22 protein-coding genes are annotated in these 22,363 nt (G+C 73.8%); 10 read left to right on the top strand and 12 right to left on the bottom strand.

From position 1 onward, the window contains the following. Window positions 1–49: 49 nt before the first annotated feature. Together IE134_RS22590 and IE134_RS22585 are read right to left on the bottom strand one after the other, a co-directional pair. The gene (locus IE134_RS22590; RefSeq protein WP_189431523.1) at window positions 50–1,108 is read right to left on the bottom strand and encodes an aminotransferase class V-fold PLP-dependent enzyme; all 1,059 of its coding nucleotides are present in this window, start codon (window positions 1,106–1,108) and stop codon (window positions 50–52) included. A 69-nt stretch (window positions 1,109–1,177) separates the two neighbouring features. After that, window positions 1,178–1,888, bottom strand: a complete 711-nt coding sequence (locus IE134_RS22585) for a DsbA family oxidoreductase (RefSeq protein WP_030713425.1) — start codon at window positions 1,886–1,888, stop codon at window positions 1,178–1,180. Between the two features lie 147 nt (window positions 1,889–2,035). Here IE134_RS22585 and IE134_RS22580 point away from each other — a divergent pair, with 147 nt between their 5' ends. Beyond that, complete coding sequence (locus tag IE134_RS22580; RefSeq protein WP_030713424.1) at window positions 2,036–2,419, top strand: VOC family protein; 384 nt, start codon at window positions 2,036–2,038, stop codon at window positions 2,417–2,419. Between the two features lie 31 nt (window positions 2,420–2,450). Here IE134_RS22580 and IE134_RS22575 read toward each other — a convergent pair whose 3' ends face one another. Both IE134_RS22575 and IE134_RS22570 read right to left on the bottom strand, forming a co-directional pair. Next, the gene (locus IE134_RS22575) at window positions 2,451–3,062 is read right to left on the bottom strand and encodes a DUF1349 domain-containing protein (protein ID WP_098895912.1); all 612 of its coding nucleotides are present in this window, start codon (window positions 3,060–3,062) and stop codon (window positions 2,451–2,453) included. Beyond that, window positions 3,059–4,582, bottom strand: coding sequence for an aldehyde dehydrogenase (NADP(+)) (locus IE134_RS22570; protein WP_189431521.1), 1,524 nt, complete (start codon window positions 4,580–4,582; stop codon window positions 3,059–3,061). The genes IE134_RS22575 and IE134_RS22570 overlap by 4 nt, the downstream gene beginning before the upstream one ends. Window positions 4,583–4,856: 274 nt before the next feature. Here IE134_RS22570 and IE134_RS22565 point away from each other — a divergent pair, with 274 nt between their 5' ends. The 7 genes from IE134_RS22565 (at window position 4,857) to IE134_RS22535 (ending at window position 11,866) form a co-directional block, all read left to right on the top strand. Continuing rightward, window positions 4,857–5,627, top strand: coding sequence for an IclR family transcriptional regulator (locus IE134_RS22565; RefSeq protein ID WP_006123634.1), 771 nt, complete (start codon window positions 4,857–4,859; stop codon window positions 5,625–5,627). After that, a complete protein-coding gene (locus IE134_RS22560; protein WP_030713419.1) occupies window positions 5,627–6,106 on the top strand; it encodes a GNAT family N-acetyltransferase in 480 nt (159 codons plus the stop codon). The genes IE134_RS22565 and IE134_RS22560 overlap by 1 nt, the downstream gene beginning before the upstream one ends. 84 nt (window positions 6,107–6,190) lie before the next feature. After that, window positions 6,191–7,273 (top strand): hypothetical protein, encoded by a 1,083-nt coding sequence (locus IE134_RS22555; protein ID WP_229823696.1) that lies wholly within the window; start codon window positions 6,191–6,193, stop codon window positions 7,271–7,273. Beyond that, on the top strand, window positions 7,270–8,577 hold the full coding sequence (locus tag IE134_RS22550; protein ID WP_189431519.1) for a sensor histidine kinase: 1,308 nt from the start codon (window positions 7,270–7,272) through the stop codon (window positions 8,575–8,577). The genes IE134_RS22555 and IE134_RS22550 overlap by 4 nt, the downstream gene beginning before the upstream one ends. Then, window positions 8,574–9,236 (top strand): response regulator transcription factor, encoded by a 663-nt coding sequence (locus IE134_RS22545; protein ID WP_030713411.1) that lies wholly within the window; start codon window positions 8,574–8,576, stop codon window positions 9,234–9,236. The genes IE134_RS22550 and IE134_RS22545 overlap by 4 nt, the downstream gene beginning before the upstream one ends. Window positions 9,237–9,372: 136 nt before the next feature. Further along, window positions 9,373–10,824, top strand: a complete 1,452-nt coding sequence (locus tag IE134_RS22540; RefSeq protein ID WP_098020322.1) for a peptidoglycan D,D-transpeptidase FtsI family protein — start codon at window positions 9,373–9,375, stop codon at window positions 10,822–10,824. 106 nt (window positions 10,825–10,930) lie between these two features. Continuing rightward, a complete protein-coding gene (locus tag IE134_RS22535) occupies window positions 10,931–11,866 on the top strand; it encodes an alpha/beta fold hydrolase (protein WP_098020321.1) in 936 nt (311 codons plus the stop codon). Window positions 11,867–11,915: 49 nt separating this feature from the next. Here IE134_RS22535 and IE134_RS22530 read toward each other — a convergent pair whose 3' ends face one another. The 6 genes from IE134_RS22530 to IE134_RS34680 all read right to left on the bottom strand — a co-directional run bounded on the left by IE134_RS22530 (window position 11,916) and on the right by IE134_RS34680 (window position 17,582). Further along, window positions 11,916–13,070 carry an LLM class flavin-dependent oxidoreductase gene (locus tag IE134_RS22530; protein ID WP_126931238.1) on the bottom strand — a complete coding sequence of 385 codons (1,155 nt, stop codon included), beginning with the start codon at window positions 13,068–13,070 and terminating at the stop codon, window positions 11,916–11,918. A gap of 24 nt (window positions 13,071–13,094) precedes the next feature. Continuing rightward, complete coding sequence (locus tag IE134_RS22525) at window positions 13,095–14,267, bottom strand: SfnB family sulfur acquisition oxidoreductase (RefSeq protein WP_126931413.1); 1,173 nt, start codon at window positions 14,265–14,267, stop codon at window positions 13,095–13,097. Window positions 14,268–14,341: 74 nt separating this feature from the next. Next, window positions 14,342–14,896, bottom strand: coding sequence for an NADPH-dependent FMN reductase (gene ssuE, locus IE134_RS22520; RefSeq protein ID WP_030713397.1), 555 nt, complete (start codon window positions 14,894–14,896; stop codon window positions 14,342–14,344). Window positions 14,897–14,965: 69 nt separating this feature from the next. Further along, complete coding sequence (locus IE134_RS22515) at window positions 14,966–16,183, bottom strand: acyl-CoA dehydrogenase family protein (protein ID WP_189431517.1); 1,218 nt, start codon at window positions 16,181–16,183, stop codon at window positions 14,966–14,968. After that, a complete protein-coding gene (gene sfnG, locus IE134_RS22510; protein WP_030713393.1) occupies window positions 16,180–17,304 on the bottom strand; it encodes a dimethylsulfone monooxygenase SfnG in 1,125 nt (374 codons plus the stop codon). Before sfnG ends, IE134_RS22515 begins: the two co-directional genes overlap by 4 nt. Window positions 17,305–17,510: 206 nt before the next feature. Beyond that, window positions 17,511–17,582 (bottom strand): putative leader peptide, encoded by a 72-nt coding sequence (locus tag IE134_RS34680; RefSeq protein ID WP_350310323.1) that lies wholly within the window; start codon window positions 17,580–17,582, stop codon window positions 17,511–17,513. 155 nt (window positions 17,583–17,737) lie between these two features. Here IE134_RS34680 and IE134_RS22505 point away from each other — a divergent pair, with 155 nt between their 5' ends. Both IE134_RS22505 and IE134_RS22500 read left to right on the top strand, forming a co-directional pair. Beyond that, entirely contained in the window at window positions 17,738–18,649 is a 912-nt protein-coding gene (locus IE134_RS22505; RefSeq protein ID WP_030713390.1) for a LysR family transcriptional regulator, read from the top strand. Between the two features lie 115 nt (window positions 18,650–18,764). Then, entirely contained in the window at window positions 18,765–20,012 is a 1,248-nt protein-coding gene (locus tag IE134_RS22500) for an MFS transporter (protein WP_098020325.1), read from the top strand. 32 nt (window positions 20,013–20,044) lie between these two features. Here the strand turns inward: IE134_RS22500 and IE134_RS22495 are convergent, their stop codons facing one another. Further along, complete coding sequence (locus IE134_RS22495; protein WP_189431515.1) at window positions 20,045–21,220, bottom strand: hypothetical protein; 1,176 nt, start codon at window positions 21,218–21,220, stop codon at window positions 20,045–20,047. Continuing rightward, a complete protein-coding gene (locus tag IE134_RS22490) occupies window positions 21,217–22,209 on the bottom strand; it encodes a 5-dehydro-4-deoxyglucarate dehydratase (protein WP_189431513.1) in 993 nt (330 codons plus the stop codon). The genes IE134_RS22495 and IE134_RS22490 overlap by 4 nt, the downstream gene beginning before the upstream one ends. Between the last annotated feature and the right edge of the window lie 154 nt (window positions 22,210–22,363).

Genomic DNA, 22,363 nt, shown 5'->3' with positions numbered 1-22,363 from the left:
CCGTAGGCCCTGAGCCGTTCCCGTACGGCTTGATCCGCGTTCGTACGGCTCAGGCGAGGAAGTCCAGCAGCCGGTCCACATCGGCCTCGGTGTTGTAGAGGTGGCACGAGATCCGCAGATTCCCGGCCGGGGCGGAGACGGCGATCCCGGCCTCCACCAGCTCGGGCTGCCGCCCGTCGAGCCCCGGCACGGCGACGATCGCCGACTCCCCGGGGACGGCCTTGTGCCCGAGGGTCGTCAGCCCATCCCGCAGCCGGGCGGCGAGCCCGGTGGCGTGCGCGTACAGGGCGTCGGAGCCGACTTCGGCGAGCAGGGCGAGGGAGTGCTCGGCCCCGTGGTACGAGAGGAAGGCGGGCGGCTCGTCGAAGCCCCGGGCGGTGGGAGCGAGACGCTCCAGCGCGCCGTAGTTGCTCGTCCAGGGGGCGCCCGCGGCGACCCAGCCCGCGAAGAGGGCGGGGAGGGTGTCCTGCGCCTCCTCGGTGACCGTCAGGAACGACGTACCGCGCGGGCAGAGCAGGAACTTGAAGCCGCCGGTGACGGTGTAGTCGTACGCCCCGGCGTCCACCGGGAACCAGCCCGCCGCCTGGGTGGCGTCCAGCAGGGTGCGGGCCCCGTGCGCCGCGGCGGCGGCACGGACGGCGGCGAGGTCGGCGACCCGGCCGTCGGCTGACTGCACGGCGGAGAAGGCGACCAGCGCGGTCGACTCGCGGACGGCCCCGGCGAGGTCCGCGAGCGGCGCGTACCGCATGCGCAGATCGCCGCGGAGAGCGAACGGGCTGACCACGGAGGAGAACTCGCCCTCGGGGCAGAGGACTTCGGCGCCGGGCGGCAGCGAGGCGGCGATCAGGCCGACATGGACGGTGACGGAGCTGCCGGTGGCGACCCGGTCAGGGTGGACCCGGACGAGCCGGGCGAAGCCGACACGGGCGGCCTCCACGGCCTCGAAGCTGCCGGCCCCCACCCGGCGGCCCGCGGCGTTCTCGTCGGCCAGGGCCTTGACGGCGGCGATCGTCCGGCGGGGCAGCAGGCCCCAGCTGGAGGTGTTGAGGTAGGTGACCTCGGGTGCGAATTCGACGGCTGCGGCGTGGATGGGCGCGAGGATCGTCATGCGTCCACCCTGGAGCCCCCTCAACCCGAAGTCAATTACGGAGAGTTAAGGGGTGCTCCAAAGAAATACTTATGGAACTTCGCAGGCGCCATCGGTGTCGCAGGCCGCCGCATCCCCGCCGACGGTGGTGAGGGCGGTGGCGGGGCGGTCCTTCCAGGCCTGCTCCAGCGCCTGGACGAACACCTCGGAGGGCTGGCCGCCGGAGATGCCGTACCGCCGGTCGAGGACGAAGAACGGCACGGCGTTGGCGCCCAGTTCGGCCGCCTCGCGCTCGTCGGTGCGGACGTCGTCCGCGTACGCCTCGGGTTCGGCGAGCACCGCGCGGGCCTCGTCGGCGTCGAGCCCGGCCTCCTCGGCGAGGGCGACCAGCACCTCGGCGTCGAAGACGGAGCGCTCCTCGGCGAAGTTCGCCCGGTAGGCGAGGGTGAGCAGTTCGTCCTGGCGGCCCCGGGCCTTGGCCAGGTGCAGCAGCCGGTGGATGTCGAAGGTGTTGCCGTGGTCACGGCCCTCGGTGCGGTAGCCGAGCCCCTCGGACTGCGCGTTGGCGGCGACGTTCGCCTCCATCGCGGCGGCCTCCTCGCGGCTGCGGCCGTACTTCTCGGCCAGCATGTCGATCACGAGCGCGGTGTCGCCCTTGGCCCGGGACGGGTCGAGTTCGAAGGACCGGTGCACCACCTCGACCTCGTCCCGGTGGGCGAACTCCGCGAGGCCCTTCTCGAAGCGGGCCTTGCCGATGTAGCACCACGGGCAGGCGATGTCGCTCCAGATCTCGACGCGCATGACTCTTCTTCTCTCCCAGGCTCACGAGGGGGCGTGCGGAGAGGCCCTCCGTACGTCACGTCTCCGTACGAACACCAAAGCTGACCTGGTGATTCCCGCGTCGCAACCCGCTGGCGCCCGGAGCGGAAATCGGGAAGGCTCGCGCGCATGGTCTCAGTGGTGCAGAACGTGGCGATCGACTGTGTGAACGCGTATGAGCTGGCGCGGTTCTGGAGCGAGGTGACCGGCCGTCCGCTGCATCCGGAGGACGAACCGGGCATGCCGGAGACGCAGGTGATGATGGCGGAGGGCCCGATGCTCTATTTCCATCAGGTCCCCGAGGCCAAGGTGGGCAAGAACCGGCTCCATCTGTGCCTGCGCCCTCAGACCTCGCGCGAGGAGGAGGTGGAGCGGCTGCTGGCCCTCGGCGCCACCCTCGTCGCCGATCTCCGCGACCCGGACGGCTCCGGCTGGGCGGTGCTCGCCGACCCCGAGGGCAACGAGTTCTGCGTGCTGCGCAGCGAGTCCGACCGGGCCGCGACGGTGTCCTGACGCTCTCCACGCGCACCCGGCCCCTCGCGCCTCACCGCCCGTCGCGCAGGTTCGCCACTCCCCCGGGCAGGAACGCGATCCGGTCGAAGACCGCGCCGCAGCCCTGGCCCGTGGGCGACTGGACGAGGAAGCCGACGCGGGCGGCCGCCCGCTCCTCGGGCGTACCGAGGGTGAAGACGCGGACGAAGGTCCAGCTGTCGCCGTCGGCGGAGGCGTGGAAGGCGTAGGCGCTGCCGGTGCGGCTGAGGCGCAGCCAGCAGACGCCCTCCTCCACCACGAAGGCGTTGGCGTCGTCGGAGTGGCCCCGGGTGACGACGGTGCAGACGGTCGGGAGGTCGGCGGAGCGCTCCAGGCAGAGCTTGGCCCACTCCCGGTCCGCGACCTGGAGGAGCAGCGCCCCCGCGTCACCGGCCGCCACCAGCCCCGGCCGGACCCGGGCCACCAGCCGGAAGTCCCCGTCGCCCACCGCGCCGAGCAGGCGCGGCGCGTCGGAGGCCGGGTCGAGGGAGTCGCCGGACGGCGGGACGAAGAGGTCCTGGCCGGGGCCCGCCCGGCCGGTCAGGACGCCGTCCGCCTGTGTCCAGCGCCCGTCGGGGCCTGCCGGGTCCAGGGCGAAGGGGATGCGGTCCAGGTGCAGGCTCATGCGCGGCGTCCGTCCACCCGGCGCGGCAGGCCGAGCGGGTTGTCCTCGCGGAGCTCGGCCGGGAGGAGCGTCTCGGGGGTGGACTGGTACGTGACCGGGCGCAGCCAGCGTTCGATCGCCGTCGCGCCGACCGAGGTGGAGGTGGACGTGGTCGCCGGGTAGGGGCCGCCGTGGTGCTGGGCGGGGGCGACGGCGACGCCGGTCGGCCAGCCGTTGACGAGGATGCGCCCGGCGAGCGGGGTGAGGGCGGCGAGCAGCGGGCCCGCGTCGGGGTCCCGGCCCTCGTCGGTGGCGGTCTGGAGGGTGGCGGTGAGGTTCCCCGGCAGCCGGGCGAGGACGGCGGCGATCTCGTCGACGGAGGCGTACCGGGCGATCACGGTGACCGGGCCGAAGCACTCCTCCAGCAGCGCGTCGTACGGGCCCTCGGCGGTGAGCCGGGCGGCGGGCACGGTGAGGAATCCGGCGGAGACGGAGTGCGCGCCGGCCGCGCCGGGGGTGACCGGGGCGTCGACACCGGGCAGCGCGGCCCGCTCCCGTACGCCCGTGACGAAGGCGTCCCGCATGCGGTGGTCCAGCAGGACACCGGAGCCGGTCGAGCTGACCGTCTCGGTGAGGGTCTTGATGAGCTGGTCGCCCGCCGCGCCCTCGGGGACGAGCACGAAGCCGGGCTTGGTGCAGAACTGGCCGGCACCGAGCGTCATCGAGCCGCCGAGGCCGGTACCGATCTCCCCGGCGCGCTCGGCAGCGGCGGCCGCGGTGACGACGACCGGGTTGAGGGAGCCGAGTTCACCGTGGAAGGGGATGGGGGCGGGGCGGGCGGCCGCCGCGTCGAACAGGGCGCGTCCGCCGCGTACCGAGCCGGTGAAGCCCGCGGCGCGCACCAGCGGGTGGCGGATCAGCTCGACGCCCGCGTCCAAGCCGTGCACCACGGTCAGCACGTTCTCGGGCAGCCCGGTGCGGGCGGCGGCGCGGCGCAGGACCGAGGCGCAGAGTTCGGAGGTGGCCGGGTGGTCGGGGTGTGCCTTCACGACGACCGGGCAGCCGGCCGCGAGGGCGCTGGCGGTGTCGCCACCGGGGACGGAGAAGGCGAGCGGGAAGTTGCTGGCCGCGTAGACGGCGACGACCCCGAGCGGGATCTTGTAGCGGCGCAGGTCGGGCCAGGGCGGGGTCCGGGTGGCGTCCGGGTGGTCGATGTGGACGTCGAGGTAGGCGCCTTCGTCGACGACCTCCGCGAAGGCCCTGAACTGGGCTGCGGTACGGGCGAGTTCGCCGGTGAGCCGGGCCGGCCCGAGGGCGGTCTCCGCGTCGGCGGCCTCGATGATGTGCTCGCCGGACTCCTCCAGCAGCTCCGCCGCCGCCCGCAGGAACGCGGCGCGCGCCACCCGGTCGGCGAGGGCGTCCCGCACGGCGTGGGCCGACCGGACCGCGCGGTCGACCTCCTCGGCGGTGGCCTCCACGGCAACCTGCTCGCGCGGGTTCCCCGTTCGGGGGTCGACACTCCAGACTGGTACTGCGCTCACCGTGATTCCCTTCCGTAGCGCGACCGGTCCCCGGCCGGTTCCCGGTCGCCGCGCGACCGACGCCCCGCCGGCGTCCCGGCCGACTTCGGCCGCACATCAGCAAGTGTTCGGTATTCTGAACAGAGTTCCTGATCGTGAATGTCCTGGGACTCTATTTCCGGGCGTTCCGTGTTGGCAATCGTGTGGCGGCTTTTCGGACGGCGACGCCGGCTCCGACGCGGACGGCGATACGGACGAGAAGTCGATGAGCTGGAAGAAGAAGGGGGCGTGGGCGATGTCGGTCGCCGAGTCCGGTGGGGCACAGGTCAAGTCCGCGGTACGGACCGTGGAACTCCTCGAATACTTCGCGGGGCGGCCCGGCATGCACTCGCTGGCCGCCGTCCAGGAGGCGGTCGGCTACCCCAAGTCCAGCCTGTACATGCTGCTGCGCACCCTGGTGGAGCTCGGCTGGGTCGAGACGGACGCGACGGGCACCCGGTACGGGATCGGGGTCCGCGCCCTGCTGGTCGGCACCTCCTACATCGACGGCGACGAGGTCGTGGCCGCCGCGCGGCCGACGCTGGACCGGCTGTCCGACGACACCACGGAGACCATCCACCTGGCCCGTCTCGACGGGACGAACGTGGTCTACCTCGCGACCCGGCAGTCCCAGCACTATCTGCGCCCCTTCACCCGGGTCGGCCGCCGGCTGCCCGCGCACTCCACCTCGCTGGGCAAGGCGCTGCTGGCAACCCACAGCGACGAGCAGGTCCGCAAGATGCTGCCCGAGACGCTGCCCGCGCTGACCGAACACACCATCACGGACCGCGAGAAGCTCATCGAGGAGCTGCGGCTGGTCCGGGAACAGGGCTACGCGGTGGACCGCGAGGAGAACACCCTCGGCCTGCGCTGCTTCGGGGTCGCGATCCCCTACCGGACGCCCGCCAGGGACGCGATCAGCTGCTCGGTGCCGGTCGCCCGGCTCACCCCCGGCCACGAACAGATGGTCAAGGACGCCCTGTTCGACGCCCGGGACCGGCTCTCCCTCGCGACGCGGCGGCTCTGATGGCCCGGACAGCACTGCGGGCGGTGGAGGACGCCGACCTGCCGCTCTTCTTCGCCTGGATGAGCGATCCGGCGGCGACCCGGGTCGCCGCTTTCACCGCGAAGGACCCCACCGACCGCGCCGCGTTCGACGCCCACTGGGAGCGGATCCGGTCCGGGTCCGGCGGGGTGGTGATGCGCACGGCGGTGGCCGACGGCGTCGTGGTGGGCCATGTCGGGGCGTACGGGGAGGCCGGCGACCGCCAGGTGACGTACTGGATCGACCGCGCGCACTGGGGCCGCGGACTGGCGACGGCCGCGCTGCGGGCGTTCCTCGCCGAGACGCCCACGCGCCCGCTGCACGCGCGGGCGGCGGCCGACAACCTCGGCTCGCGCCGGGTGCTGGAGAAGTGCGGCTTCGTGGTGACCGGCACGGACCGGGGGTTCGCCCAGGCCCGGGGCGAGGAGATCGACGAGGTGCTGGTGACGCTCCGCGCGTGACCTCTCGGGTTCTCCCCCGCGCGGCGGAGGCGGATCGTCGGCGGGCAGGACGTGCGGGGGCGGCCCGCGCGGAAGCCTGGTGGCATGACAGCGAACCGGCTCATCGACACCGGCGCACCGCCCGGAAAACGCACCGGCACCGGCGCACCGCCCGGGGATCCCCCGTACCGCGTCGGCCGCGCGCGGTCCGTGCTGCGGGTGGTCGCCATCGCGTCCTGCCTGCCGTACGTCGGCCTCAAGACGGCCTGGATGGCCGGCAGTCGGCTCGGGATCCCCGACGGCAGTCCGCTGCTGCACGGCGGTCCCGCGCTGGCCGTCGCCAACGGGGCCACCGTGCTGATGGACGGTGCCGTCGTCGTCCTCGCGCTGCTGCTCACCCGGCCCTGGGGTCTGCGGGTGCCCGCCTGGCTGCTGGTGCTGCCGATGTGGGTGGCGAGCGGTCTGCTGCTGCCGATCATGACGGCCTTCCCCGTCCAGCTGGTCGTACGGCTCCTCGGCGGTGGCGGCGGGCGGCCGGTCGGCGAGGGGAGTTCCGAGCCGTTCCTCGACCCGTGGGTGTTCGGCGTCGTCTACGGCGGCTTCATCGTCCAGGGCCTCGCCCTCGGCGCCCTGTTCGCCCTGTACGCCAGGGAGCGCTGGGGCGATCTGTGGCGGGGGCGGCTGCGGGATCTGCCGGAGAGTCCCACCGCGCCCGCCCTGCGCGCGACCGCCGTCGCCGCCGCGTCGGCCGCCCTGGTCCCGGGCGTCACCCACCTGTTGTGGGCCACCGGTTCGACCGCCGGGCTGGAGCCGGCCCGGGCGGCGGACCGCACCAGCGACTTCTACGTCCTCGAAGCGGTCGGCCTGCTCTTCGTCGTGGTCACCGCCGTCGGGGTGCTGCTGCTCGCCTTCCGGCGCACCGGCCGCCTCTCCCTGCGGCTGCCGCTCGTCCTGGCGTGGTGCGGATCGGCGCAGCTGGCCTGCTGGGGCGGGTGGTTGAGCCTGGCCGGGCTGATGGGCGCGGGCGAGGCTGCGGACCGGCCGACGGCGGCGACGATGGTGACCTACGCTGTCCAGATGCTGGCCGGGGCGCTCGTCGTGACGCTGGGCGCGTACTTCTTCGCGGAGCGCGCGGCGGCTTCCGCGCCGTCCGCACGCGGTGCGCTCGACGAGAGCCGGGGGTCGTGAAGCAGCTCGCCGCGCTGTTCGGGCGGCGGGCCCGGCTGCGCTGGCTGCACCTGATCATCGGTGGCGCGCTGCTGATGCCGTACTTCCTGGTCGGCACGGTCCTGGTCGGCATGGCGGGCGGCGGGGAACAGCTCTTCTCCTCCGTGCCCGCACAGCTCGCCGCGTTCGCGCTCGCCCTGCCGATGGCGGCGGTCACCGGCTTCTTCGCCCTCGTCCGGCCGCTGTCGGTGGCCGCCGCCCGTGCCCTGTGCGGGGTCCCGCCCGCCCTGCTGGCCGACGGGCCCGCCCGGACCCGGCAGGCCCGGGTGCGTACCGCCGGCTGGTACACCCTGCATCTGGCGCTCGGCGGGATCATCAGCGGGGCGACGCTGGCGCTGCCGCCGTTCGCGGTGGCGGTGATCGCCCTGCCGTTCTTCGCGGGGCTGCGCGAGACCTGGCTGCTGGACGGGCCCGAGGCGCTGCGGGAGCCGTGGGCCCTGGCCCTCGCGCCGTTCGCGGGGCTGGCGATGCTGGTGGCGCTGGCGCTGGCCGCCGCCGCGGCCGGGGAGGCGCTGGCCCGGCGGGCGCCGGTGCTGCTGGGGCCGACGCCCGAGGACCGGCTGGCCGCCGCCGAGCGCCGCGCGGCGGATCTGGCGGTGCGCAACCGGCTCGCCCGGGAGCTGCACGACTCGGTGGGGCACGCGCTGAGCGCGGTGACCCTGCAGGCGGGGGCGGCGCGCCGGGTCCTGGACCGGGACCCGGAGTTCGTCCGCGAGGCGCTGACCGCCATCGAGGAGACGACGCGGCGCACGGTCGGCGAGCTGGACTCGGTGCTGGGGCTGCTGCGGCAGGACGCGGAGCCGGACGAGGAGGGCACGGCGTACGGGCCGGGTCTCGACGCGCTGGGCGGGCTGCTGGCGCACTGCGGGGTGCTGGTGGCGTACGAGCGGGAGGGCGATCCGGAGGACCCGGGCACGGTGGATCCGGTGGTCGCGCGGGAGGCGTACCGGATCGTCCAGGAGGGGCTGAGCAACGCCCTGCGGCACGGCAGGGGCGACACGGCCTCCCCGGTGCGGCTGCTGATCGCGGTACGGGAACGGGAGAGGGAGCTGGAGATCGTGATGGAGAACCCGCTGGGCGAGCGCCCGGCCGTGGCACGGCCCGGGGGCGGCCGCGGGCTGCGCGGCATCGCGGAGCGGGCCGTCCTGCTGGGCGGCCGGGCCGAGGCGGGACCGTACGACGGCGGCTGGCGGCTCACCGCCCGGCTGCCGCTGACGATGTCGGAGGCGACGGGGGCGGCCGACCGGACGGAGGGACGGGGATGAGCGGGGCTCCGGTGCGGGTGGTGCTCGCGGACGACGAGCGGATGGTGCGCACGGCACTGCGGGTGATCCTGGACGCCGAGGAGGGCATCGAGGTCGTCGGGGAGGCGACCACCGGCGCGGAGGCCGTCTCCGTGGTGCGGGAGCTGCGGCCCGATGTGGTGCTGATGGACGTGAGGATGCCGGAGATCGACGGCATCCGGGCCACCGAGCAGATCCTCGCCACGCTGGAGGACCCGCCGAGGATCGTCGTCGTGACGACCTTCGAGAACGACGCGTACGTGTACGACGCCCTGCACGCCGGGGCGGCCGGGTTCCTGCTGAAGCGGGCGGCGGCGGAGGAGCTGGTGCAGGCGGTGCGCCTGGTGGCGTGCGGCGACTCGCTCCTCTACCCGGCGGCGGTGCGCACGCTCGCCGCCGAGCACGCGGCGCGGCAGCCGGCCATGGCCCCGGCGTGGGTGGCGCGGCTGACCGACCGGGAGGCGGACGTGCTGCGGCTGATGGCGGCGGGGCTGACCAACGCGGAGATCGCGGGCCGGCTCTCGGTGGGCCCGGCGACGGCGAAGACCCATGTGGCGGCGGTCCTCGCGAAGACCGGCGCCCGGGACCGGACCCAGGCGGTCATCGCGGCGTACGAGTCCGGTTTCATCACCCCGGGCTGAGCCGCGCGGGCGTCACGCGCCGGATGAGCGGCGTCGCGCGCCGAGGAGGAGGCCGGCTCGCGCGCCGGGTGAGAAAACGGTGAGAAGCGGCACGATCGGGAACGGCCGGACCGGGCCCGCTCGTCCCTCCAGCGGGATGAACAAGACAATCAGGCGCGCTTCGGTCTTCTGCCTGCTCATGGTGCTCGCCCTGCTGGTGCGGGCGACCTGGGTGCAGGGCTACGAGGCCAGGGCGCTCGCAGACGACGAGCACAACCGGCGGAACACGATCGCGCAGTACGCGCAGCCGCTCGGGGACATCATCGTGGCCGGTTCGCCGGTCACCGGATCGAAGGGGACCAGTGGCGGCGACCTCCGGTACAAGAGGACCTACACGCAGGGGGAGCTGTACGCGGCCGTCACCGGCTACAGCTCGCAGGCGTACGGGGCGACCCAGCTCGAAGGCATCCACAGCGACGTCCTGGACGGCACGGACGACCGGCTGAAGAACCCGAAGGACCTGATCACCGGCGGACAGGCCAAGCCGGGCAACGTCCTCACCACCATCGACCCGGGCGTCCAGAAGGCGGCGTACGAGGCGCTCGGCGACGACAAGGGCGCCGCGGTGGCGATCGACCCGAAGACCGGCCGGATCCTCGGGATGGCCTCGACCCCCTCGTACGACCCGTCGAAGATCAGCGGGACGACGGACGGGGACGCCTGGCAGAAGCTGCTGGACGATCCGGACAAGCCGCTGGTCAACCGGGCGCTGCGGCAGCCGCTGGCGCCGGGTTCCACGTTCAAGCTGGTGGTGGCGGCGGCCGCGCTGGAGAACGGGCTCTACGGCTCGGTCGACGAGCGCACCGACAGCCCCGACCCGTACACCCTGCCCGGCACCAGCACGGTCCTGCGCAACGAGAACGCGTCCGCCCCCTGCGAGAACGCGACCCTGCGCACCGCGCTCCAGTACTCCTGCAACAACGTCTTCGCGAAGGCGGCGGCCGACCTCGGGCAGGACAAGGTCAAGGAGATGGCGGACGCCTTCGGGTTCGACACCGAGAAGCTGGACGTCCCGGTCCGGGCGGCGAAGAGCGTGTATCCGACGGACATGGACAAGGCGCAGACGGCCCTGACGGGGATCGGCCAGTTCGAGGTCACCGCGACCCCGCTCCAGATGGCGATGGTCACCTCGGCGCTGGCCAACGGCGGTGAGCTGGCCGCGCCGCACATGGTCTCGTCGGTGACCGACGGGGACGGCTCGGCCCTGGAGGAGACCGAGGACGGCGACACGAAGCGCGTGGTGGAGGAGAAGACCGCCGAGCAGCTCCGCAGCGCGATGGTGACCGTGGTCGAGAAGGGCACCGGCACCAACGCCAGGATCGCCGGGGCCGAGGTCGGCGGGAAGACGGGCACCGCGCAGAACGGGGTCGACAACAGCAACACCCCGTACGCCTGGTTCACCTCGTACGCGAAGGACGACAGCAGCGGCAAGGAGGTCGCGGTCGCGGTGATCGTCGAGGACTCCGGCTCGGCACGCTCCGAGGTCAGCGGCAACGGGCTGGCCGCGCCGATCGCCCAGAAGATGATGAAGGCGGCGCTGGAGAGGTGAACGAGCCCCCGGAACCCCTGACTTAGGTTACCCTTACCTCACTTGGCGCCCCGGACGGTCCCGGGGCGCCAACGTGCCGATGTGCCGACGTGTGGGAGGTACGGGGATGGCTCCGGCGGAGCACGGAACGGGGCGCAACGCCGACGCCCCCGCCCACAGCCAGGGCGAGGCGGGCCGGGCCCGCACCCGCGACGGACGCGAGCTGTACTACCAGTGGCTGCCGGGCCCCGCCGGTCCTGACCGGGCCCGGCCGACCGTGGTCTTCGAGGGCGGGCTCGCCGCGGGCCGCTCCTACTGGGCGGGCGCCCAGGCCGTGCTGGCCGATGTGGCGCCGACGGTGGTGTACGACCGCAGCGGTCTCGGCCGCAGTCCGGCCGCCCCGGCCGGGGCCTCGCGCCGGCTGCACGCGCTCGCGGAGGACCTCGGGGAGCTGCTCGACCACCTCGAACGTGTCGGCCCCGGCGGCCCGTTCCTCCTCATCGGCCACAGCTGGGGCGGGCCGCTGGTGCGGCTGGCGGCCGCCGCGCAGCCCGCGCGGGTGGCGGGCCTGGTACTCGTCGACCCGACCGACGAGTCCTGCGAGCTGCTGTTCCGGCCCGCGATGCGGCGGGCCGAGCGGATCGGGCAGGTGGTGACGGTCGCGCTGGCCCGGCTCGGACTGCTGGGCCGCGCCTACCGCTCGCTCACCGCCACGCTGCCGCCGGACGCCGCGGCCGACATGCGGGCCGAGGGCTACACCGTCGCCATGACCCGGACCCGGGGCCGGGAGCTGGAGGACGCGGCGGGCGACCTGCGGGCCATGCTGGAGAACCCGCCGGGCCTGGCGGGGCTGCCGGTGACGGTGGTGTCGGCGGGACGGGTCTCCCCCGGCATGCCGAAATCGGTCCGCGACCGGGCGACCGCCTCGCACGCGTACCGGGCCCGCCAGTCACCGCACGGCCGGCATGTGGTGCTGCCGGAGGCGGACCACATGGTGCTGACCACGTCGGCGGCGGAGCTGGCGGAGGAGATCCGGCGTTTGGCGGTCGGCGCCGACGACTGACGCGCGCCGCACACTGACACAGCGCCGCACACGCAGGGCCGGCCGACCGCTACCGCGCCCCGCCCGCGAACGGGATGTCCGCGCCGCCGGCCGCGCGCACCGGGCCGCCCGGGTGCGCCCAGAGCCCCGCCTCGGCCAGCCGCGGCAGCACGCCCTCGCCGAACCAGTACGCCTCCTCCAGATGCGGGTAGCCGGAGAGCACGAACTCGTCGATGCCCAGGGCGTGGTACTCCCGGATGCGGTCCGCCACCTCCGTATGGCTGCCGACCAGGGCCGTGCCCGCGCCGCCCCGGACCAGGCCGATGCCCGCCCACAGGTTCGGGTGGATCTCCAGACCGTCCCGGCCGCCCCCGTGCAGCTCCAGCATCCGTCGCTGCCCCTCGGACTCGCTGCGGGCCAGGCCCTCCTGGACCGCCCGCACGGTGGCCGGGTCGAAGCCCGCGAGCAGCCGGTCCGCCTCCGCCCAGGCCGCCTCGGAGGTGTCGCGGGTGATCACATGGAGCCGGATGCCGAACCGTACGGTACGGCCCTGCGCGGCGGCGAGGGACCGGATGCGGGCGATCTTCTCCGCGACCTGGGCGGGCGGCTCGCCCCACGTGAGGTAGACGTCGCTGTGGTGGGCCGCGACCCGGGCGGCGGCCGGGGAGGAGCCGCCGAAGTAGACCTCCGGCACGGGGTCGGGGAGCTGGGCGAGCCGGGCCTGCTCGACGTGCAGGTGCTCCCCCTTGAGGTCGACCGTCTTGCCGTCCCACAACTGCCGGACGATCTCCAGGAATTCGCCGGTGCGGGCGTAGCGGGCGTCCTTGTCGAGGAAGTCCCCGTACGCGCGCTGCTCATGGCTCTCGCCGCCGGTGACGACGTTCAGCAGCAGCCGTCCGCCGCTCTGCCGCTGGAAGGTGGAGGCCATCTGGGCGGCGAGGGTGGGCGAGACGAAGCCGGGGCGGAAGGCGACGAGGAACTTCAGCCGCTCCGTGTGCTGGCTGACCATCGCGGTGGTCAGCCAGGCGTCCTCGCACCAGGCCCCGGTCGGGGTGAGCGCCCCGGTGAAACCCAGGTCCTCGGCGGCGCGGGCGATCTGGGCGAGGTAGCGGACCGTCGGCGGGCGGTCGCCGCCCGCCGCCGTGACCGGGGTGCCGTGGCCGCCGCCGACGACATGGCGGCTGTCGCCGTTGGTGGGCAGGAACCAGTGGAAGGTCAGGGGCATCGTTTCTCCGAAGGGGGTGGTGAGTCAGAGCAGGCCGTGGCGGGGCGGGCGGGTGCCGTTCAGGACGTACCGGCCGAGGTGCTGGATCTTCCAGCGCGCCGGGTCGTGCAGGGTGTGGGTGCGGGCGTCACGCCAGTGCCGGTGCAGGTTGAGACCGTCGAGGGCGGCGCGCGTCCCGGACACCTCGAACAGCGCGTCGGCGATCTCCAGCGCCGCGCTCCCGGCGTACGCCTTCGCCGCCGCCACCGCGATCGACGCCTCGGCCGCGCTGTCGTCGTCGAGGTCGCCGCGTGCGGTGTCGACGGCCCGGGCGGCGGTGGCGAGCAGGGCGTCGGCGGCCCGGTGGCGCAGGGCCAGTTCGCCGAAGCGCTGGATGAGGAGGGGGTCCTCGGCGGCGGTCTCGTACCCGCTCTCGAACCAGGGCCGGCTCCGGGTCGTCACGAAGTCGGCCGCCTCGGCCAGCGCGCCCGCCGCGATCCCCGCGTCGATCGCGGCATGCAGCAACTGGGCAAGTGCGCCGTGGAGTTGGGGGCCGGCGAACGTGAGGTGGTGCGGGACGACGTGGGCGGCGGGGACCACGACGTCCGCCAGTTCGACCGTGCCGCTCGCCGTGGTCCGCTGGCCCATGCCGTCCCAGTCGTCGGTGACGGCGAGGCCGGGCGCGTCGGCGGGGACGTACGCGACATGGAGCAGCTCGTCGTCGGCGCGTGCGAGGACGGGGATCCAGTCGGCGAAGAGGGCGCCGGTGGAGTAGTTCTTCACCCCGGTCAGGCGGTACGAGCCGTCGTCGGCGGCCACCAGTCGGGTACGGATGTCCTGGAGGTGTTTGGTCCCGGCCTCGGACTGGGCGTTGCCGAAGCGCCGGCCGCCCAGCACCTCGGCGAAGAAGAACGCCCGCTGCTCCGGGCTGCCCTGCTGCCGCAGGACGTTGACGTACGCGAAGTGACTCTGCGGGATCTGCGCCAGGCTGGCGTCGGCGGAGGCGAGCAGCCGGAAGACCTCGGAGAGGGTGGCGGCTGAGACGTCGGCCCCGCCGTGCTCGGCCGGGACGGTGACGGCGAGGAGGCCGGTGGCGGTGAGCCGGTCGAGTTCGGCGCGGGGCAGTTCGCGGCGGGCGTCCCGTCCGGAGGCGCCCGGGCGGAACTCCTCGGCGAGTTCGGCGGCGGTGCGCAGCGCCTCGGCGTCGTCGCGGATCACCCGCGCGGTGAGGGGAGGTCGTCGTCGGGTCGGCGCGGTCACGGGCCTGCCTCCAGAGTGGGTACGGATCAGGGTCAGCGGGTGGCGGGGACGGGGGCGCTCCGGTCCAGGGCCGCGGCGAACTGGGCGACCACCTGGTCGAGCGGGGCGGCGGAGGCCGGGTCCAGGACCACTCCCCCGTCGTCGCCCGCCGTGATGTGCCGGTCGAGGACGAACCAGCCCGGGACGATGTGGGCCGCGCCCATCGAGGAGAGCACCGGGCGCAGCGCGTAGTCGAGGGCGAGGACATGGGCGGTGGTGCCGCCGGTCGCCAGCGGGAGGACGGTCTTGCCGGTCAGGGCGTACTGGGGCAGCAGGTCCAGGAGGGTCTTCAGCAGGCCGGAGTAGGCGGCCTTGTAGACGGGGGTGCCGATGACGATGCCGTCGGCGCGGGCGAACAGCTCGGTGGCGCGGACGATCTCGGGGTGCGCGAAGTCCGCGCCGAGCAGGGCGTCGGCGGGCAGAGTGCGGACGTCGAGCGGTATCACCTCGTGGCCCTGGGCGGCCAGGTCGGCATCCAGGTGGCGGAGCAGGCGGGCGGTGCGGGAGGTGGCGGAGGGACTGCCGGAGACGGACAGGACGGTGGCCATGGGGGCCTCTTTCCAGGCGGGAGGTGTACCGGGCCCGGGGCGTCGGGATGCCGCCCCGGGCCCGGCGGGTCAGGAGTACCAGGTGGGTTCGGGGAGTTCGCCGGCCAGGACGTGGCGGCCGACCTCGCGTCGCTTGTAGGCGACCGGGTCGTGGAGGGTGTGGGTGCGGACGTTGCGCCAGAAGCGGTCGAGGCCCTCGGCGGAGGCGGTGGCGCGGGCGCCGGTGACCTCGAAGATGCGGCTGGTGACCTCCAGCGCCACATCGGTGGCCCGGGCCTTCGCTGCGGCGACCCGCACCTCGAACGCGGCACGGGACTGCTCGGTCACCTCGTCCGGCGCGTCGTGCAGCTTCTGCCCCTCGGCGGCGACCGCGTCGGCCAGGGCTTCCACGGCCCAGAGTTTGGCGGTGAGGTCCCCGTAGGTGTCGATGACGTACGGCTCGTCGACCGCCTGGTCGTACCCGCCGTGCAGCCAGGAACGGGCCTTGGTGCGGGTGTAGGTGGCGGCGGTCTCCAGGGCCCCGGCGGCAATGCCCAGGTAGAAGCTGATGAACACCAGCTGGATCGTGGGCACGTTGAGGGTGTTGTAGACGCGGGGCCGGAACTCCTTGTCCACGTAACCGGCGGCGGAGGCCCACGGGGTGCGGACGCCGTCGATGGTGACGCCGCCGCTCTCGGTGAGGCGCTGGCCGATGTTGTCCCAGTCGTCGTGGAAGGTGAGCCCCGGGCTGTCGGAGGGCACGATGGCGAAGATGTGCCGGTCGGTGCCTTCCAGGACGCCTTCGAGGACGGTGACGTCGGAGACCTTGCTGCCGGTGGAGAAGGTCTTGGCGCCGGTGAAGACGAGGTCGTCGCCGTCCTCGGTGACCACCACATCGCTGTCGCGCGGGTTGACCGCACCGCCGAAGAACCAGGTGTGGCGGACCGCCTCGGCCTCGACGTGCTCCCACTGCTCACGGGTGCCGACGAGGCGGGCGGCCCAGTTCCAGAGGTAGTGGTAGCCGAGGAGCTGCCCGATCGAGCCGTCGGCCTTGGCCACTTCGCGGATCACCCGGTAGGCGGTCGTCCAGTCCTGTCCCCCGCCGCCGTGCTCGGCCGGGCCGAGCAGGGTGACGAGCCCGGAGTCCTTGAGCAGCTGGATCTCGGTGTACGGGGTGGCGCCCGCCTTGTCGCGGGCGGCGGCGTCGGTGGCGAGAAGCGCGGCGACCTCGGCCGCGCGCTCGATCCAGGCGGCGGGGCTGTCGGGGGCCGGGAGGGTCTTCCACTGGGTGGGCGCGGCAGTGCTCATGACGAACCTTTCGACGACTGACGGGCTTGGTGGTCCTCCAGCTCCCGCACGAGCGGCAGCACCTTCTTGCCGAAGTACTCGACCTCCTCGTGGTAGTGGAGGAAGCCGAGGAGCAGCAGATCCACACCGAGGCGCTTGTAGGCGACGATGCGCTCGGCGATCTGTTCCGGGGTGCCGATCAGCCCCGTACGGAATCCGTCGTTGTACTGGACGAGGTCCTCGAAGGAGGAGTCCTGCCACATGCCCTTGCCATCGGCGGTGGAGCTCCCGGCCTGCTTGACGGCCGAGCCGAAGCCGTGGACGGCCTCGGTGTCGGCCTTGGCGACGATCTCGCGCAGGGTGTCGCGGGCCTCCGCCTCGGTGTCGCGGGCGATGAGGAATCCGTTGAGGCCGAAGCGCGGCGGGGTGCGTCCGGCGCTCTCGGCGGCTGTGCGCACGTCCTGGATCTGCTCGGTGACGCCGTCGAAGTCCTTGCCGTTGGAGAAGTACCAGTCGGAGACGCGTCCGGCCATCTGCCGGGCGGCGGTGGAGTTGCCGCCCTGGAAGATCTCCGGGTGCGGGCGCTCCGGCGAGGTGATCGGCTTGGGCTTCAGGGAGAAGTCCCGGATGCGGTAGAAGTCTCCGGCGAGTTCGGCGTGGTCCTCGGTCCAGACGGCCCGCAGGGCCCGGATGAACTCCTCGGAGCGGCGGTAACGCTCGTCGTGCTCCAGCCAGGGTTCGCCGAGCGCGGTGAACTCGTCCTTGAACCAGCCGCTGACCACGTTGACGGCGAAGCGTCCGTTGCTCAGGTGGTCGGCGGTGGCGCCGAGTTTGGCGAGGACGCCGGGGTGCCAGAGGCCGGGGTGGACGGCCGCGATGACCTTCAGCCGCTGGGTGGCGAGCAGCAGGGCGAGGCTGAAGGAGGTGGACTCGTGCTGGAACTCGGCACCGTAGCTGGCCATGTAGCGGACCTGGCTGAGCGCGTAGTCGAACCCGTTGTTCTCGGCGAGGACGGCGAGTTCGCGGTTGTAGTCGTAGCCCCAGTCGGTGCGTTGCTCGATCGTGCTGGTGACGAGGCCACCGCTGACGTTGGGGACCCAGTACGCGAAGCGCACCGGGTCGGCGGAGGGCGGAGGGGACATGAGGTTCTCCCGGAACAGGGACAGGAAGGCGGGTCGGGCGTGGTGGCGGGCACGGCGATCCGGCCCCGGTGATCGAGAAACCCGATCAGGGGCGATGGGCGCGGCAAGGGAGCCGCGAGGGCGTGCACGGACTCACACGGCCGGACATGGGCGTACGTGTGGGGCGCGGGAGCGCGAAGGAGGGGCAGGCCCCTCGGACCTCGCGGTCAGCGGGAACAACAGAAGGCGCTGGAAACGCGGCCGAGGTCGATGTGGCGGCGACGGGTCAAGCGGCGCACATCCCTCTCCTTTCGCGTTCCGCGGCGGGCGCCCGGTGGGTCACCGGGCACCTTCGGGTTCCAGAGTAGGGCGCGGGAACGCTCCAGGTCGAGAAGGCATCGACGAGGGAGCGATAGGGTTCCCCTTCCACCGCCTCCGGAGGTGAGGAAAGGCGATGCGGATCGAACAGCTGGAGTACATCGAGGCCGTCACCCGGCTGGGGTCCCTGCGCCGGGCGGCGGAGGAACTGCACCTGTCCCAGCCCGCGTTGAGCGAAACCGTACGGAACCTGGAGCGCGAGCTCGGGGTGACCGTGCTGGACCGCAAACGGTCGGGGGCGACGATCAGCGACGCCGGGCGCGAGCTGCTGCCGCACATCATCGGGGTGCTGGACGCGGTCGACCGGCTGCGCCGGGCCGCCGACGAGCAGCACCGCACGAGCCGTACGGTCCGGCTCGGCACGGTCTTCGCGGCGACGGTCCCCCTGCTCGTCCCGGCGATCCGGGAGTTCCACGCGCTGCACTCGGCCACGGAGGTGGAGGTGATCGCGGCCCAGCAGTCGGTGATCCACCGCTCCCTGCTGGAGGGCGGCGTCGACCTCGGCCTGGTGAACTACCTGGAGGGCGACGACCTGGCGCCCGACCTCCACACCACGGAGCTGCTCCGGGGCCGCCCGGTCGTCTGTCTGCGCCCGGGCAGCCCGCTGGCGTCCCTGGAGTCGGTCGGGGTGGACGACCTGCTGAGCGAGCCGCTGATCGTGATGCGTTCCGGCTATCTGATGCACCGCTTCACGCACCGGCTGCTGAAGGGCCGGGTGCCCTCGTTCTCGTACTCCGCCGACGGCGCGGAGATGGGCAAGCTGATGGTGGCGGAGGGTCTTGGCGCCACCGTGCTCCCGGACTACAGCGTCATCGGGGACCCGTTGGAGCGCACCGGCGCGATCACCTGCCGCCCGCTGAAGGACGACACGACCACAGTGCTCCTGGTGGTGCAGCGCAGCCGTTCGGGCTCGGTCACCCGGGCCGCGCGCGATCTGCACCGGATCTTCGTGGAGCGCGCGGAGGCGCACCGCACGGACGACGCCTAGGGCATCCGCCCGATGCCGTCGCCCGGCCTTACTCCCCACCATGAGCCGCACACAGCGCGGATGCGGAGCGTGGAGCGGAGAGGACGGCGGCATGGGCGACGGCATGGGCGACGGCATGGGCGGCGGTTCGGCGGTGGTGAGGGTCCTGCGGGACCGGACGGCGGGGCGCTGCCTGGCGGGGGTGGTCGTCTCCGGTTTCGGTACGTCGGCGCTGTGGCTCACGGCGGGGATCTGGGTCAAGTCGCTGACCGGGTCGGACAGTCTGGCGGCTTTGACGGTGTTCGCGATGTGGGCCCCGGTGCTGACCGGGCCGGCGCTCGGCGCGCTCGCGGACCGGATGGACCGGAAGGTGCTGCTGGTCCGGGGCAATCTGGTGACGGCCTGCCTGCTGGTCCCGCTGGTGCTGGTGGACTCGGGCCGCACCGTCTGGCTGCTGTTCGCGGTGCTGGTGCTCCACGGGGCGAGCGGCGTCGTGCTCGACGCGGCGGAGTCGGCGCTCGTCGCGGGGACCGTGCCCGCCTCGCTGCTGGCGGATTTCAACGGGCTGCGGATGACGGCCAACGAGGGCATGAAGCTGGTCGCCCCGCTGGCGGGCGCGGGGCTGTACGTCAGGTTCGGCGGCCCGGCCGTGGCGCTGCTGGCGGCGGCGACCTGCGCGCTGGCCGCCCTGGTCTTCGCCCGGCTGCCGGTACGCAGGACGCCCGCGACCGCGGACTCGGCTCCGGCGGGCACCTGGCGCGATGAACTCGCCGCCGGACTGCGGCGGATCCGCGCCTCGGCCGTGCTCCGCCCGCTGGTGACGGCGGGGGCGGCGACGATGTTCCTGGCGGGGGTGAACGGGGCCGTGACCTTCGCGTACGTCGACGAGGTGCTCGGCCGGGCTCCGGCGTACGCGGGGGTGCTGTACGCGGTGCAGGGCGCGGGTTCGGTGGCGGTGGGGCTGCTGGCGGGCCCGCTGCTGCGCCGGCTGCCCGAGCGGGTGTTCGCGGCGGGCGGGATCGCGGTGTTCGCGCTGGGGGTCGGTGCGCGGACGGTGTCGCCGGACGCGGTGGCGCTGGCGGCGAGCGCCGCGATCGGGTTCGGCCTGCCGTGCGTGCTGATCGCGGCGATGACGGCGGTGCAGCGGGAGACGCCGGAGGCGGTGCTGGGGCGTACGGCGGCAACAGCGGGCTCCTTGATGACGGCGCCCAACGCGGTGGCCCTGGCCCTGGGGGCGGGGCTCGTCGCGGTGGTGGACGTGCGGGTGCTGACGGCGGCGGCCGGGGTGGCGGGGGTGCTGGCCGCGATGGTCCTGGCGGCGGGGGCGCGACGCCACCGCCTCACCCCGGGCATGAGGGTGCGGGACCGGTCGCGCCGGGCGTGAGGGTGCGGGGCCGGGCGCGGGGCGCGGGCCCGTCACCCCAGCCGTGAGAGCGCCGCCGCGACCGCCTCCAGGTCCGGGCCGGAGGCCAGTCCCGCGTGGTACAGGCGCAGTTGGTCCGCGTCGAGCGAGGCGGCGTGGGCCGCGTCGCGCTCCAGGGTGCGGGGGCTGCCGCCCATGCCGGTGACGACCCCGAAGTTGGCGGCGCGCACACCGCCGCGCCCGGCGAACGGCCCGAGGACGGCTTCCCGTACGGCATCGGATCCGGTGCAGGGCAGCACCACCCCGTCGGCCACGGCGAGGATGTGGTCCGGTTCGACGCCGACGTTCGCCCCCGTGCGGTACGGGACGGGGTCGGCGTGCAGCAGCACCTGGAAGCCGGGCGGGGCCGCCGCCCGTACGGCTGCGACGGCCGCCTCCTGCACCGTACGGGCCACCCGGCCGCGCCACCGCAGGGTGGCATCCGCGTACGTCGGCCCGAGCAGCTCCGCGATGCCGTCGCGGCCGGACTCCGGGGAGCCTCCGCCGGACCAGACCTGCTCCAGGGCCCGGCGTACGGCGGTGGACAGCGCCTCCGGGTCGGCGCCCTCCTCCCCGCACCCCTCGCGGCACACCGCGCAGAAGCACAGCGACATCAGATACTGCGCCGCATCGCCGAGGCCGACGCCCGCGACCTTGTCGTGGGCGTGCAGATGGGCGAAGCCGTACCAGCCGCAGGACTCCAGTTCGGTGCCGCGCGTGCCGGGCCGGGCGGCGGCCTCCGCCGCGAGGTCCACGAGGTAGGCGCGCACGTCGGGGCGGGCGATGCAGGGGGCCCAGGGGTAGCGGTCGCCGTAGGCGTTGACCACCGAGGTGTCCGGGTGCTCCGCGCCGAGCCGGGAGCTGTGCGCGAGGACCACCCAGCTGTGCACCTCCAGGCCCGCGGCGGCCAGCGCCTCGGCGGCCTCCCCGTACGGATCGTCGCAGGCCGTCCAGCTCTGGCGGTACGGGGCGAGGGCCCGGCCCGCCCAGCGGTCCGGGTCCGGCGGGTAGAGGACGGCGGCGTGCCCGGCGGTCACGATGCGGTGGGCGGGGTGGCGGGGGGTCAGGGCCCGGGTGGAGTGGTAGGCGGAGGCCAGGGTGACCTGCCGGACGCCGAGGTCCGCGATCCGGCCGACGGCGTCCGGGTCCCCGACGACGTCCCAGGGGTAGAGGAAGACACCCGCCTTCACGCCCGGCCTCCCGGAGCGGCGTGGCCCTCGACGCTGCGCCCCTCGGCGGCGTGCTCCTCCAGCAGGGTGCGGCCGCTCGCGATGATCTCGATGAGGTCCTTGACGTGCGCGGCGGACGGTTCGGTGAGCGGGGTGCGGACCTCGCCGACGTCCAGCCCCTGGAGCCGGACACCGGCCTTCACCAGGGAGACGGCGTAGCCGCGCCCCTGGGCGCGCAGTTCGACGAGCGGCCGGTAGAAGTGGTCGAGCAGCGCGTTGGCCAGGGCGTCGTCGCCGGAGTCCAGGGCCCGGTGGAAGGCGAGCGCGATGTCCGGGGCGAACGCGAAGACGGCGGAGGAGTAGAGGGTGACGCCGATGCCCCGGTAGGCGAGGCCGGTGAGCTCGGCGGTGGGCAGTCCGTTGAAGTAGAGGAAGTCGTCGTCGGGCCGGTGGGTGCGGACCGCGCTGACGATGCGCTGCATGAGGTCGAGGTCGCCGAGGCCGTCCTTGAGCCCGATGATGCCGGGCGTGCGGGCCAGGGCGACGACGGTCTCCGGGGTGAAGACGGCGTTGTCCCGCTGGTAGACGATCGTCTCCAGGCCGGTGGCCGCCGCGAGGGCCGCGTAGTGGTTCAGCAGCCCTTCCTGGTCGGCGACGACGAGGTAGGGCGGCATGGCGAGGAGCCCGTCGGACCCGGCCTCCTCGGCGGCCCGCGCGTACTGGACGGCGAGGGCCGTGCCGTAACCGGCCCCGGCGACGACCGGGATCCGCCCGGCCGTCTCCTCGACGGCGGCGGCGACCGCGAGGCGGAACTCCTCGATGGTCAGCGCATGGAACTCGCCCGTGCCGCAGCAGGCGAAGACCGCGGCGGCTCCGGCGTCGATCCCGGCCCGCACATGGGCGCGGAGGACGTCGGGATCGACGGTGCCGTCCGGCCCGAACGCGGTCACGGGGAAGAAGAGCGGCCCGGCGACTTCACGGAGCCGGGCGGCAAGGGGGGCTGAGGTCACGGGCGCTCCCTGAGCAGATCCAGGCGTGCACAGTTCTGATCGATGTCCATATTTCTGAACACCGTTACGCTAAGCCAGCCTTCGGCGACAGGTCAAGGTGGACGCAGCCTCTTGACGCCGCCGATCACCCATCCCTACGTTGTCCACGCATGTG

The sequence above is a fragment of the Streptomyces rubiginosohelvolus genome, from assembly GCF_014649875.1.
Classification (GTDB): Bacteria; Actinomycetota; Actinomycetes; order Streptomycetales; family Streptomycetaceae; genus Streptomyces; species Streptomyces rubiginosohelvolus.
The sequence above is the reverse complement of the archived record's forward strand: the minus strand, read 5'-3'. Positions and strand labels throughout refer to the sequence as shown.